The organism is Shewanella sp. SM87, from assembly GCF_025653705.1.
Classification (GTDB): Bacteria; Pseudomonadota; Gammaproteobacteria; order Enterobacterales; family Shewanellaceae; genus Shewanella; species Shewanella oncorhynchi.
In genome coordinates this window covers 1-12771 of the sequence record NZ_JAKKSC010000056.1, presented here as the reverse complement: position 1 = coordinate 12771, position 12771 = coordinate 1, and the positions used below count along the sequence as shown (strand labels likewise).

Below are 12771 nucleotides of genomic sequence, written 5' to 3'. Positions count from 1 at the left end.
TCTAAAGAGCCGTTCGAGACTAGGACGTTGATAGGCATGGTGTGTAAGCGTTGTGAGGCGTTGAGCTAACATGTACTAATGACTCGAGAGGCTTAACCATACAACCCAGATGGGTTTTACTGAAAATGTTCCAGACATTTTCTAGCACTTCCTCCTTCCATGGAGGTCGTACGAAAAGCCTTAGACAGAATACAGATACTTGATAAAGTTAAAGACTCAACAGAAAATCAGCTTTCCGAATTATTATTARCGTGRKCCAGAGATGGACACGGTAATAARCAGAATTTGCTTGGTGACAATAGCCTTGTGGAACCACCTGATCCCATCCCGAACTCAGAAGTGAAACGCAAACGCGCCGATGGTAGTGTGGGGTCTCCCYATGTGAGAGTAGGTCATCGCCAAGCGCCTAATTTAGGTTAATGTGTAGACGTTAAGCTAAAGGAGCGGTAGTTCAGTTGGTTAGAATACCGGCCTGTCACGCCGGGGGTCGCGGGTTCGAGTCCCGTCCGCTCCGCCAACATTAAGAGATAAGCCTCATCGAAAGATGAGGCTTTTTTCGTTATGGCGTCGCGGATATTTAGTCCCAGTGACGCACATGGTTATCATCATACTCGGCCATCATGTAGACGAAATCCTTATCAGAATATGACGCTTTCGCTTCAATGTTAAAAATCAAAACCTACTTTTTTGCCGATCTTTATTCCACTTTATCGATAGTGTTTCTTTCACGTTCTGAAAACCTCCTGTGCGCGACTCGGCAGTATTGACCTGTGACACTGATCTCGGACAAATTAAACGGTATAATGCCTTATGTCTTTCATGAGTAACGAAAATGAATTGTCGTCTTGGGTGTGGTGCTTGTTGTATTGCGCCTTCAATAAGCAGCAGTATTCCGGGTATGCCAAAGGGTAAGGCGGCGGGTGAGCGTTGTGTGCAATTGAGCGATGCCAATTTATGTTTGATTTTCGGCTCGCCTGATCGTCCTGCGGTATGTAGTGATTTCGATGCATCTGAAGATGTTTGTGGTCATTCAAACGAAGAGGCGATTTGGTTGATTACTCAACTCGAATCTCAGACCTCTCATTAAGTTTATCGCTGACAGGTGAAATATGCAGTTAACTCGTTATACCGATTTTGGCGTTCGTACCCTGATGTATTTAGCGGTTCAGCCAGATAGAACAACTTTATTTAGGATTGCTGAAATTACGCAGGTGTTTGATCTGTCACCAAATCATGTCTCTAAGATAGTGCATCATTTAGGCAAGATGGGTTACCTTGAAACCATCCGCGGTAAGATGGGCGGTTTCCGTTTGGGTAAGCCTGCGAGTGAGATTAACCTAGGCCAGTTAGTTCGAGTGTTAGAAAACTCACTCGCCCCTATTGATTGCAGCAAACCTTACTGCCGATTTACACCAGCCTGTAAGCTTAAAGGCGTGTTAGCTCAGGCTGTTGAAGCTTATTTGAATGTGCTGGATCAATATACTTTGCTGGATATTGTGAGTAACCGTGATGAGTTAGTCGCCTTGCTGCCAGACTTTTCTATTTCAGTACTGCAACTGGATTAGTACCACTTTTAAGTGCAATACCGATGGGGAGCAAACTCGATGCTGGCACTAGATCAATCCCCTCGGTTTTAAGTCTGTGTAGGTTAGCCTCTAAGAAGCGCATAGTTTCTGGATAGGGATGGGCAATCACCACCAAGCTACCTTGGGTATGTGCCTGACTTATCATTAAGTTAAATTGTCTCTCGAGTGCATTGGTACTGGTATCATTGTCTAGAAACAGTTGGCGTTTTAGTAAAGGAATGCCTAGCTTATCTGCGTTATCCCCTGCCTTAGTGAATCGTGTTGTCATACTATCGACAAAATACAGCTGCTCTTGTTTGAGTGTTTCCATGACCCAGAGCATGGGATCGTCTAGTTGAGTTAATAGACTCCCCATGTGGTTATTGGCACCTTTGGCAAAGGGAACGCTGTTAATCGCATCAATAACACTGGTGCGAATTTGTGCCTCAGTCATCGTATTGGTTAATCCCCCCAGCCCTAATGTCTTACCATTAAGCGCCTGCATGGGAAGATGTAGCATAATTTCGTGGCCTTTTTGGTGTCCTGCGTTAGCGAGTTCTTTGCCAAGTGGGGTATGAGGTAATACTGAGAGTGTTACTGTACTGGGCAGTGCCAGCACGGCTTTATCTGTATGACGATAACCTATGTCATCAATAATGAGTGCAAGCTGGGCAGCATAGCTTTGAGAAATGCTTAGGGCCAATAGGGCCAAGGAATAAAGTAAGCGCACAATTTCTTCTTATTCATCATGGTGCTGTATCCATGCAATGGCAGAGGTCACTTGGTGATCTTGGGCCAGTGATGCATGGGCTGATAGGGCGTCGATTATAGCTAAATTACCAACGCCGGAACCAGTTTCGGCAGCAATTTTTATGTCGGGGATGATCCCTATGTTGTGAATGTTTTCACCTCTAGGAGTATTGTACTGGGCAATTGTGAGTTTAATCGCGTTACCATCTTCTAAAATTGGGATCAGGCTTTGTACTGTACCTTTGCCAAAGCTGGTCTCACCTAAGAGTTTGGCACGACCATTTTCTTGTAATGCGGCGGCGAGAACTTCGGATGCAGAGGCCGAGCCTTTGTTGATTAACACTAGCATAGGCACGTTAGTCAGCATGGTTTGCGGTGAGGCATAGTAGTCAGAGTTGGCGTCGAAGAAGCGGCCAGAGGTCGAGACTATGCGTCCTTTGGCGAGAAATAGATCCGCAATTTTAACCGCTTGGTCGAGTAGGCCGCCGGGATTATTACGTAGGTCTAAGATAAGTCCTGTGAGCGGTTTTTTTTGCCATTGGCTGAGCGAGCGCACCATATCTTCGTTAGAGTTTTCTTGGAAGTTGCTTAATCTGACATAGCCAATATTGCCATCAAGCAGTTGAGTGCTGACCGACTCTATAGTGATATTGCTTGGCTTGAGTGACACTTTAAAGGTGGCATCGTCATTACTGTGTTTTAGCTCTAAGTTAATGCTCTGATTATTGAGACTATGTCTTTTTATTTCAGTAAGGATATCGGCTAGATTCGTTTCAGTCGCCAGGGTGTCGTTAAGTTTAATAATAATATCACCCGCACGTATTCCCGCTTGCTCTGCGGGAGAATGGGCAAAGGGGGCTATGATGCTGATGTGGTCTTTTTGGGCCGCGACTTCGAAACCGAAACCAAAATATTCGCCGCGATTAGAATCTTTAAGATCGAGTAATTCTTGATGATTCAAGAAGCTGGAATAGGGGTCGAGATGTTCAAAAATGCCTTTGATGGCGGCCTGCACGAGCTCTTCTTTGGGAACGGTTTTGATATAGTAAGTTTCAACCGTTTCAAGCACATCTTGCAGTAACGGATAGTCAAAATTGCTGCGATAGGACTTAGTATTTTCTTGACCAGAGAGGCTGATGGATAGGCCTAAAGTGAGACCTAATCCAACGCAACTGATATAGCGGATCATGTATTTCATAACGGTCCCCTGTGATAAGGGGACCGTTATGATTAGCGACAGTATTTCGCTGGATCGACGGCTTGCCCTTTATGCCTTATTTCAAAGTATAGGCCAGGCTCGCTCTGTCCACCTGAACGTCCGACTAAAGCAATCGCTTCACCGCTTTTTACCATCTCACCAGGGCTTTTTAGTAGGGTTTGAGCGTGACCGTAAAGACTCATATAACCTTTCCCGTGATCGATGACCATAACAAGACCAAAACCGCGTAACCAGTCGGCATAAATGACTTTACCACCTGAAACGGCTCGAATATTTTGCCCTTCTGGTGCAGACAACATAGTGCCTTTCCACACGACTTGACCGGAACGTTGGCTACCAAAGCTAGCACTCACACGACCTTTTGTCGGCCATTTAAGTTTGCCACTTTGTTTACCAAAGCCTTCCATCGAGGGATTATCTTTCATGGCCCGCAGCGCTTGTTCAACGACACGCTTTAAGCTGGCCTCTTCAATTTGCAACTGTTCGAGCTCTGCACCCTTAGAATTTAAGGTACGTTGCAACTCTTTGATGGTCAGTTGACGCTGATCTTGCTCTTGGCTCAAACGTTTAGCTTGTACTTGTTGTTCGGCCACGAGTTTCGTTAATTGCTTTTGCTTACTCGTTTGCGACACCTTGATCTCATCTAGCTCGGTCAAGGTTTGCTTTAATTCGTTGATCGACTTCATCCGCGCTTTATTGAGGTATTGGTAATAAGCCAACATACGCTCGATAGTGGCGGGACTTTGCTGATTAAGCATCATCTTAGTGTAATCGTGATTACCAGCAAGATAGGCGCTCGACAGCTGTTTCGACAGTGTTTGTTGTTGAGTCACCTTAAGCGTTTCTAACTCATCTTGACGTTGTTTTAGCTCGGCAAGTTTAGTGTCGATTTGCGCTAAGCTATTTTTGGTGCTGTTGACTTTTTTGGCAGCTGACGCAATCGCTTCTTCATCGCTACGCAGCAATGACAGCAGTTTTTCTCTTTGTTTACTGGTGGTTTTTAATGCGCTTTGTTGTTGATTTATTTGCGTTTGGATTGATTTTAACTCGGACTTACGCTTCTCCAAATCAGAAGCGTGTGCCGAGAAAGATAACATCATAAAGCCAGCAATAATGCTGGCTTTAACAAGGAGTCGAGTGCTCACTAGGTAACGGTTACTCTTTTATGTGGATTAAGGGTTTGCCCGTCATCTCAGCTGGAATGGCTTCGCCGATCAAGGTCAAGATGGTTGGTGCAACATCGCTGAGTTTACCACCTTCATCTATGGTCGCATCGCGTCCAACAAAGACGAAAGGCACGAGTTCACTGGTGTGGGCCGTGTGAGCCTGACCTGTGGTTTCGTCGGTCATTTGCTCGGCATTGCCGTGGTCGGCGGTAATAATACATTCTCCGCCCACTTTCGCCAGCGCATCAACCACACGGCCGATACAAGCGTCGACAGCTTCACAAGCTTTAACGGCGGCATCGAAATTACCCGTGTGGCCAACCATGTCACCATTGGGGTAGTTACAGATGATCACGTCGTACTTGGTTGATTCAATTGCTGCGACTAGCTTGTCAGTCAGCTCAGCTGAACTCATCTCAGGCTGTAGATCGTAGGTTGCTACTTTAGGCGAGTTGATTAGGATGCGATCTTCTCCCTCGAATGGCTCTTCTTTACCGCCGTTAAAGAAGAAAGTCACATGGGCGTATTTCTCAGTTTCAGAGATACGCAGCTGAGTACGACCTTGTTTCTGCAGCACTTCACCTAAGGTATTCACTAAGTTTTCAGATGGATAAGCGATAGGTGCTGTGATGTCGCCAGCATACTCAGTCAAAGTGACGAAGTGCATTTTCGGCATAACAGCGCGTTCGAAACCATCGAAGTCTGGGTGAATAAAGCTACGGGTGATTTGACGGGCGCGGTCAGCACGGAAGTTCATAAAAATCAGGGCATCGCCGTCTTTTAAGGTCGCAACTTGACCGTTGGCATCTGTGATCGCCGATGAAGAGACGAATTCGTCGTTTTCGTTACGTTCGTAAGCCGCTTCTAATGCTGTAACGGCATTGTCGTATTGGAATTTTGACTTACCTTGGGTGATTAAATCGTAGGCTTGCGACACGCGATCCCAACGATTATCCCTGTCCATAGCAAAGTAACGACCAATAATCGATGCGATACGGCCATGGCCTAATGTAGTAAACAGATCATCAAAATGACTCAGGCTACCCTTAGCGCTACGCGGTGGCGTATCGCGGCCGTCGAGGAAAGCGTGCAGATAAACCTGAGTTGCACCGCGCGCAACGGCCATACGGCACATAGCTTCGATATGCTCTTCATGGCTGTGGACGCCACCGGGAGAAAGCAAGCCCATAATGTGCACAGCTCCGCCAGCTTTGATGGCTGAGTCTACCGCATCACATAGCGCAGGATTTTTTTCAAACTCATGATCTGCAATGGCTTTACTGATACGAGTGAGTTCTTGATAAACCACACGGCCAGAGCCTAAGTTAATATGGCCAACTTCAGAATTTCCCATCTGGCCATCAGGTAAGCCAACATCTAAGCCAGAACCTGAAATCAAACTATGGGGATATTTAGCGTTGAGACGGTCGAGTACCGGAGTCTTGGCGTGGAAAATCGCATTATTATGCGTATTTTCACGGTAGCCCCAGCCATCGAGGATCAACAACGCGAGCGGACGTTTAGCTGTCGTCATAGTGATACCTTTAAGTTTTATAGAAGCGATAGAAATCTGAAATTGGTCAAATATTACTACGTTAGCGGGGTATGAAAAAGCGCTTTACCCCGATTAAGGTCATCGAATCACTAATTCGCCCGATTCTGTGAGTGGCTTGTGACAAGTACAGAGTCAATTGCACTAAAAGTGCGATCTCGAACTGTGACTAAACTGCTGCATTCTGCCAAGGCAATCGGTATACTCTGTGCCCTTATCGAATTTTCGCCATTTATGCGGGCAATCATCATGCAAGAATATATCGAATTTTTTAAAGCTCACTCAATGCTCAGTTTGGCTTGGGTGGGATTATTTGTTGTGCTTGTCGCGAGTATCATCAAATCGAGCATGTCAAAAATCAAAAGTATTTCTCATCAAGAATTAACGATTATGGTGAATAGACAGGATGCTAAAGTGGTTGATGTGCGCTCGAATGACGAGTTCCGCAAGGGCCATATTGTTGATGCACTTAACGTTACGCTCGCCGATATTAAAAATAATCAGATATCAGCCCTTGAAAAGTATAAAGCCAGTCCCATTATATTGGTATGCAATGCTGGCATGACCTCGTCTCAAGCCGCTCAGCTTTTGAGTAAGCAAGGTTTTGAAAACCTGTACAACTTGAAAGGTGGTATGGGTGAATGGCAGGCAGCAAATATGCCTGTTTCAAAAAGCAAAAGATAAGTTGTCGGCGGCAGTTATGATTTAAGCTGCACTCAATCCACAGGATAGTGCAGTAATAAAGTCATCATTGTTTGGCATACTGATCCTACGGTCGCTAAGGGCTTAATGTAAGTTTTTAGACTGGTTCGATCGATACCCGAATATGGGTACAAGTTGGGATGATACCGAGATCTGATATAGGCCTTGAGTAACATAAGCCCCGAGCCAATTTACGTTTAAATAGTAATTGGCTTTCAAATAATAATTGGCTTTCAACGAAAAGCCGATACAACATTGATAGGATAGGTAGGAAATTATGGCTGAAGTAGCAAACAACGAACAACAAGCCCCACAATTCAACATCCAACGTGTTTACACTAAAGATGTGTCTTTCGAAACGCCTAACAGCCCAGCGGTATTCCAAAAAGAATGGAACCCAGAAGTTAAGTTAGATTTAGACACGCGCAGCGCTAAATTAGCTGATGATGTGTATGAAGTTGTCCTGTCTTTAACTGTGACTGCACAAAACGGTGGCGATACCGCTTTCCTATGTGAAGTACAACAAGCCGGTATCTTCTCTATCACTGGTCTGACTGAGCCACAATTGGCCCATTCATTAGGTGCATACTGCCCTAACATCCTATTCCCATATGCTCGCGAAACCGTGGGCAGCTTAGTTGGTCGTGGTACTTTCCCACAACTGAACTTAGCACCTGTTAACTTCGACGCGCTGTTTGCCCAATACGTGCAACAACGTCAAGCTGCTGCGACTGCACCAGCTGCCGAAGAAGCTAACGCTTAATTACATGAAAAACTCTGCCGATATCACGGTATTAGGGGCGGGCTCTTATGGCTCCGCCCTTGCCATTTCTTTAGCCAGCAACGGTCATAAGACCTTGTTATGGGGACACGATCCTGTCCACATGCAAACGCTCGCTCAAGACAAGTGCAACCAAGCTTTTTTGCCTGGTATTGCGTTTCCTGACTGTTTACAGATCGAAGCCGATTTAGCCAAAGCCTTAGCCGCCAGCAACAATGTGTTAGTGGTAGTGCCAAGCCATGTGTTTGGTACTGTGCTTGAGCAAGCTAAACCGTTACTCCGTAGCGATGCGCGCATCGTATGGGCAACGAAAGGGCTCGAGCCTGAAACCGGACGTTTGCTGCAAGATGTGGCCCGTGATGTGTTAGGTGAGCAATATCCGCTGGCGGTGTTATCTGGGCCGACCTTCGCGAAAGAACTCGCCATGGGTTTACCTACGGCCATTTCGGTCGCGGGCACTTGTCCTAAATTCACCAACGATCTCGTCGAGCTGTTACACAGCCCTAAACGTTTGCGGGTTTACGCCAATGACGACTTTACCGGACTGCAACTGGGCGGCGCGGTAAAGAACGTGATCGCGATTGGCGCGGGCATGTCCGACGGTATCGGCTTTGGTGCGAATGCCAGAACAGCCTTGATTACCCGTGGTTTAGTCGAATTGACGCGTTTAGGCGAAGCCTTAGGGGCCAATGCGGCCACTTTTATGGGCATGGCGGGGTTAGGCGACTTAGTGTTGACCTGTACCGACAACCAATCCCGTAACCGTCGTTTCGGTTTAGCCTTAGGTAAAGGCTGTGATGTGATGACAGCACAGGCTGAAATTGGCCAAGTGGTTGAAGGTTATCGCAATACCAAAGAAGTGTTTACGCTTGCGAAACGCCTCGGGGTTGAAATGCCAATCACTGAGCAGATTTACCAAGTATTGTATCAAGGCAAAGCGCCGGTCGATGCTGCTAAAGAGCTGCTCAGCAGAGAAAAGAAATCAGAAACGCCTACGCAATAAACCGCGAGCCGTGATGATGCTGTAATGCCGAATAAAGGAAAGGGTGCTAAAATAGCGCCCTTTTTTGTGCCCGGACTTCTGGTGTGCAAGATGTATCCCCGGTCATCAGGGCCCTTGATGTTCCCGACATCAGACGGGCATTTCCTCCATCCCTGGAGGTCAGATGGTGAAAGAGGGGATTTGTGCCTAACGTTTGAGCTTATCTTTGCTCCGTTTAGCTGTTGTAAAGGTTCGCGAGTCATCAAATTGCCCGTTGGCAGCCAATGCCAATCAATTTATCTGTGTGGAGTAAGAGTGTGAAACATCATGATGTCATTATTATCGGAGCCGGCGCCGCGGGATTAATGTGTGCAGCGACCGCAGGTTACCGAGGCCGTGATGTACTCGTACTCGACAATGCCAAGCAAGCTGGGCGTAAAATCCTCATCAGCGGCGGCGGGCGTTGTAACTTCACCAACCTTAAAGTCGAGCCCGCTAACTTCCTCTGTGGTAATCCTCACTTTGTTAAATCGGCACTCGCGCGTTATCCGTCGCAGCAGTTTATTGAAATGGTCGAGCGTCACGGCATTGAATACCACGAACGTGATCACGGCCAATTGTTCTGCAATGACTCGGCTAAAGAGATAGTCACTATGCTATTGACCGAGTGTGAATGGGCGGGCGTGACGATTAAGCTGCGCACCGATATTCTGGCCGTTAAAAAGACCGAGGCAGGGCGCTTTGAGCTCAATACTTCTAACGGTGAACTGAGCTGCGATTCACTGGTTATCGCCACGGGTGGTTTATCCATGCCTAAACTCGGCGCCACGCCTTACGGTTATCAACTGGCCGAGCAGTTTGGCCTAAAAGTATTGCCAACTCACGCGGGTCTGGTGCCTTTTACTTGGCACAGTGAAGATAAAATTCGTTTCGAGCCTTTGTCGGGCATTGCCGTACCGAGCCGCATTACCGCCAAAGATGGCACTGCATTTAGCGAAGCGCTGCTATTCACTCACCGTGGCTTATCTGGCCCCGCCATTTTGCAGATTTCCAACTATTGGAAAGCGGGCGAAACCATAGAAATCGATCTTTTGCCGAATATGGATTTGGCGCAATTGCTAGAGCAACAGCTCGCCGCACATCCAAAACAAAGCCTGCGCAATACCCTCAGCCAATGGTTACCTAAACGGCTGGTGGAAGTACTATTCGATGAGGCCCTGTTGAACAAAGCGTTAAATCAGCTAGTTCACGCCGAGCGTGCAAAACTTGTGGATGATATACACCGCTGGACAGTATTGATGAACGGTACTGAAGGCTACCGCACCGCCGAAGTGACCTTAGGTGGTATTGATAGTAATGAGTTGTCATCCAAAACCATGGAAGCCAGCAAAGTCGCAGGACTCTACTTTATCGGTGAAGTCATGGACGTAAGTGGTTGGTTAGGCGGGTTTAATTTTCAATGGGCCTGGGCATCCGGCGTGGCTGCAGGACAAGTGGTTTAGTTGTGTGTAGAGACAATAAAGTTTGTAATCTTGGCGTATTTACTTCGTTTTTCTTTAGTGTCTCTGCGTTGTTTGTAAAAGAGTGATTTGGTTGAGTTAAGGTAGTTTAGGGTCAAAATTATCAGAAAAGTTGATTTATTGGCTTTATTGAGTATTAGCCACCCTTGATATCAACCGTTGAATATCCTTGTTTAGGCGTATTTTTTAATTGCGGAAATGCGAGTTCAAGACGCGTATTATCTACTAAATCTTTTAAGTATTGTTGCCTGATTGAATTAGGGTTTCTCTGTAGTAACTCAGCCAAGATTGAAGTTGAGATAAATTGTTCTGAACATAGTTCACAAATGATGTTTTGCATCGTTTCTTTCGGTAAGGATTTTTTTTCCCGCGCTAAAACGGCAATAGAAAATAGGTGATGTTTAAACTGCTCCTCTAAAAGCTCTAAAGAGTCAACGAATGGCTTTTTGAAGTGATCACTAAGTAAGCGTCCGTATTTATCTCGTATGTTATGTGTGGAGTTCAAGTCTGAATATGTGGAGTTCAAGCCTGAATATGTGGAGTTCAAGCCTGAATATGTGGAGTTCTCAGAAAAAACATCTTCAGGTGTAGGTAAAGACACTCCTAGTAAGGTGTAAAATTTCTGCTTATATTCTCCCGTAGATTGCAAAAAACCTTTTGCTTCGAGCTTTGGTAAGGCTAATGTCACTTCTCTAGAATGTTGTGAGGTCAGCTGACAGGCTCTCTCATGATTAACGTATCCCTCGATTGCGGCAGCAGCCACTATTAGTTGTTCAAAAGCAGGTAGTTGGTTGAATCGTTCTCCGAATTGTTCGGTTAACTGCTGCCTGATGTTATCTGGGATCAAGCTAGCAGTTAGTAATTCGAGTATGGTTTGTGCTGGTTGCTCTTTCTCGTGCAGTTTTGGGGTTCGCCAGTTTGCAAATTTCCATCCACTATATATCTTAGGAATACCTGACCCCGCCCTTTCTCCAAGACCAATCAACAAAAACATTTGATGTAATAATCGATTACGACAATCACTGATTCCGCCTGTAATAACATCTTCTAGTTGTATTCTCATTAATCCAGGATTACGAAATCCAAATAAATCAGGGCGTTTAACCACCAAAACAGACACGCGTTCAGTATAATCGGCATGAACAAGAGTGTTGACTAGTGCTTCACGTAATGCGGTATGAATAGGTGTATCTGTTTTACGTTGGCCATTTTCCAGATGAAAAGGGACTTTTAAATCAGCGGTGAGCTTTTGGTAAACTTTTCGATAGAAATCAAATAAATTTCCAGACCATGTACCGTCAGGTACTACGCGATCAACCCAGCGTAGCTCTGTTCTTGCTTCTGGTCTTTCTTGGTAATCGACAAAATAATGAGGCGCGGCAGCCGTAATTGCTTCCCATTGTCCAAACATTAAAACACCTGCGAGTGTTATCCCTTCTTTTCCGGTTTCACGATCTTTTCTCCAACCCCCTATTTTTTTAAATAACTCAAATAGTTGTAAGTCTAGATATGGGTGGTGAGGGCTATGGGCTGACAATAGGTTGCGATAGATTTTTAGACTATCTAAGTCAATATCATCAATGAAGTTGTAGTGCTCAGATAGAATTTCATCATCTCGACTATCGTGGATTTGTTCCGCTAGCATCCTTTTAACACTTTCATCAGAGCATGGGCGGTCACCATCATGTATGCGTACAAAAGTATTATTGCTAAATGGTGATTTTTTTAGGTGAACTGGTTTTTGCTTTCTTATTGCAGGAGGAATATATATTGCTAAGATCGTTTTTTGCTCGACATTTAGACGCAAGATACTTTCCTCAGTTAGTAAATTGATACTAACTTTATCTCTATCATTGAGCTGATTAAAAAGGTCTTGTAGCAACTTATCGGGTTCACTTATACCAATAGGGATGAATTCCCTTTCTTTTTCTTTAACTCCGAGAATGATCCATCCGCCTTTACAGTTTGCCATTGCGGAGTACGATGGCCAAAAATCTTTTGGCAATGTACCAAAGCCGTCTTTTCCTGCAGCTAGTTTAAATTCAACCTGTTGCGATTCCACTAATAATTCAATGTCAGATAGTGTTTGAATTTCGATTCTTTGCATCTGCGGATCCATCATTGCGATGAGTAGTATTTACTTTAAAGCTCGGTAATTAGTTATTTCTAAACGTTACGTATGGCTTTGTCACGTTTTTGATAATTGTACTTAGTTTTCAAACCATTCGAGGCAGAGTTGCTAGTAATCATGTTGTGCCCTTATCTGCTACTTTGGATCGAGATTATCTAGGGTCTGTTGATCTTTGCTGTACAAATGTTGTTCAGCAATATATCGGCAGCCACATTAACATAAACGCCAGTGACACCATACTGGCGTAATTTCTTGCTAGCTTGTCATATCTTGTTGATATTGCTCGATAGTGCTTAATTCTTCCAAAAGCATTCTCCACTAAATGTCGATACCGATATAAGCACCAATCGACTCTTTCTTGAGGTGTATTCTTATAGCGGCGCCTTGGAATAACAGATTTCCC

General features: G+C 45.2%; 12 protein-coding genes, 1 tRNA gene and 2 rRNA genes. 9 read left to right on the top strand and 6 right to left on the bottom strand.

Going from position 1 to position 12771, the window contains the following annotated elements; translation table 11 throughout:
- The 5 genes from L5M11_RS23080 to L5M11_RS23060 all read left to right on the top strand — a co-directional run.
- Nucleotides 1-100, top strand: a 23S ribosomal RNA gene (locus L5M11_RS23080); the annotation flags it as partial.
- A gap of 188 nt (nt 101-288) precedes the next feature.
- A 5S ribosomal RNA gene (gene rrf, locus L5M11_RS23075) occupies nt 289-404 on the top strand.
- 36 nt (nt 405-440) lie between these two features.
- Nucleotides 441-517, top strand: a tRNA-Asp gene (locus tag L5M11_RS23070).
- Nucleotides 518-832: 315 nt separating this feature from the next.
- Entirely contained in the window at nt 833-1087 is a 255-nt protein-coding gene (locus tag L5M11_RS23065; protein ID WP_131525655.1) for a YkgJ family cysteine cluster protein, read from the top strand.
- A gap of 22 nt (nt 1088-1109) precedes the next feature.
- Nucleotides 1110-1565, top strand: a complete 456-nt coding sequence (locus L5M11_RS23060; protein WP_105250838.1) for an Rrf2 family transcriptional regulator — start codon at nt 1110-1112, stop codon at nt 1563-1565.
- On the opposite strand, the gene L5M11_RS23055 is transcribed toward L5M11_RS23060, so the two are convergent.
- Genes L5M11_RS23055 through gpmM form a run of 4 tightly spaced genes read right to left on the bottom strand, consistent with a single transcriptional unit; the run spans nt 1540 to nt 6234 of the window.
- On the bottom strand, nt 1540-2295 hold the full coding sequence (locus L5M11_RS23055; protein WP_263186874.1) for a divergent polysaccharide deacetylase family protein: 756 nt from the start codon (nt 2293-2295) through the stop codon (nt 1540-1542). The genes L5M11_RS23060 and L5M11_RS23055 overlap by 26 nt on opposite strands.
- Nucleotides 2296-2304: 9 nt before the next feature.
- Entirely contained in the window at nt 2305-3513 is a 1209-nt protein-coding gene (locus L5M11_RS23050) for a S41 family peptidase (RefSeq protein WP_263186873.1), read from the bottom strand.
- Nucleotides 3514-3545: 32 nt separating this feature from the next.
- The gene (locus L5M11_RS23045) at nt 3546-4679 is read right to left on the bottom strand and encodes a murein hydrolase activator EnvC family protein (RefSeq protein WP_113941204.1); all 1134 of its coding nucleotides are present in this window, start codon (nt 4677-4679) and stop codon (nt 3546-3548) included.
- A 10-nt stretch (nt 4680-4689) separates the two neighbouring features.
- Entirely contained in the window at nt 4690-6234 is a 1545-nt protein-coding gene (gene gpmM, locus L5M11_RS23040) for a 2,3-bisphosphoglycerate-independent phosphoglycerate mutase (protein WP_105250842.1), read from the bottom strand.
- A 267-nt stretch (nt 6235-6501) separates the two neighbouring features.
- Between gpmM and L5M11_RS23035 the strand changes: the two genes are divergently transcribed.
- The 4 genes from L5M11_RS23035 to L5M11_RS23020 all read left to right on the top strand — a co-directional run bounded on the left by L5M11_RS23035 (nt 6502) and on the right by L5M11_RS23020 (nt 10219).
- Nucleotides 6502-6936 (top strand): rhodanese-like domain-containing protein, encoded by a 435-nt coding sequence (locus L5M11_RS23035; RefSeq protein WP_105253030.1) that lies wholly within the window; start codon nt 6502-6504, stop codon nt 6934-6936.
- A gap of 295 nt (nt 6937-7231) precedes the next feature.
- Nucleotides 7232-7717, top strand: coding sequence for a protein-export chaperone SecB (secB, locus tag L5M11_RS23030; protein ID WP_006083777.1), 486 nt, complete (start codon nt 7232-7234; stop codon nt 7715-7717).
- Between the two features lie 4 nt (nt 7718-7721).
- Nucleotides 7722-8738, top strand: coding sequence for an NAD(P)H-dependent glycerol-3-phosphate dehydrogenase (gpsA, locus tag L5M11_RS23025; protein WP_173497252.1), 1017 nt, complete (start codon nt 7722-7724; stop codon nt 8736-8738).
- Nucleotides 8739-9034: 296 nt separating this feature from the next.
- Nucleotides 9035-10219 carry an NAD(P)/FAD-dependent oxidoreductase gene (locus L5M11_RS23020; protein WP_263193374.1) on the top strand — a complete coding sequence of 395 codons (1185 nt, stop codon included), beginning with the start codon at nt 9035-9037 and terminating at the stop codon, nt 10217-10219.
- 154 nt (nt 10220-10373) lie between these two features.
- Here the strand turns inward: L5M11_RS23020 and L5M11_RS23015 are convergent, their stop codons facing one another.
- Both L5M11_RS23015 and L5M11_RS23010 read right to left on the bottom strand, forming a co-directional pair.
- Nucleotides 10374-12344, bottom strand: coding sequence for an RNA-binding domain-containing protein (locus tag L5M11_RS23015; protein ID WP_263170268.1), 1971 nt, complete (start codon nt 12342-12344; stop codon nt 10374-10376).
- Between the two features lie 214 nt (nt 12345-12558).
- A partial coding sequence (locus L5M11_RS23010; RefSeq protein WP_263191153.1) for a transposase occupies nt 12559-12771 on the bottom strand: 213 nt, incomplete at its 5' end.

What these genes read in the sequence shown, in the direction of transcription:
- L5M11_RS23065 (WP_131525655.1), top strand. Translation starts at nt 833, where the DNA reads ATGAATTGTCGTCTTGGGTGTGGTGCTTGTTGTATTGCGCCTTCAATA.
- L5M11_RS23060 (WP_105250838.1), top strand. Translation starts at nt 1,110, where the DNA reads ATGCAGTTAACTCGTTATACCGATTTTGGCGTTCGTACCCTGATGTAT.
- L5M11_RS23050 (WP_263186873.1), bottom strand. Translation starts at nt 3,513, where the DNA reads ATGAAATACATGATCCGCTATATCAGTTGCGTTGGATTAGGTCTCACT.
- gpmM (WP_105250842.1), bottom strand. Translation starts at nt 6,234, where the DNA reads ATGACGACAGCTAAACGTCCGCTCGCGTTGTTGATCCTCGATGGCTGG.
- L5M11_RS23035 (WP_105253030.1), top strand. Translation starts at nt 6,502, where the DNA reads ATGCAAGAATATATCGAATTTTTTAAAGCTCACTCAATGCTCAGTTTG.
- secB (WP_006083777.1), top strand. Translation starts at nt 7,232, where the DNA reads ATGGCTGAAGTAGCAAACAACGAACAACAAGCCCCACAATTCAACATC.
- gpsA (WP_173497252.1), top strand. Translation starts at nt 7,722, where the DNA reads ATGAAAAACTCTGCCGATATCACGGTATTAGGGGCGGGCTCTTATGGC.
- L5M11_RS23015 (WP_263170268.1), bottom strand. Translation starts at nt 12,344, where the DNA reads ATGCAAAGAATCGAAATTCAAACACTATCTGACATTGAATTATTAGTG.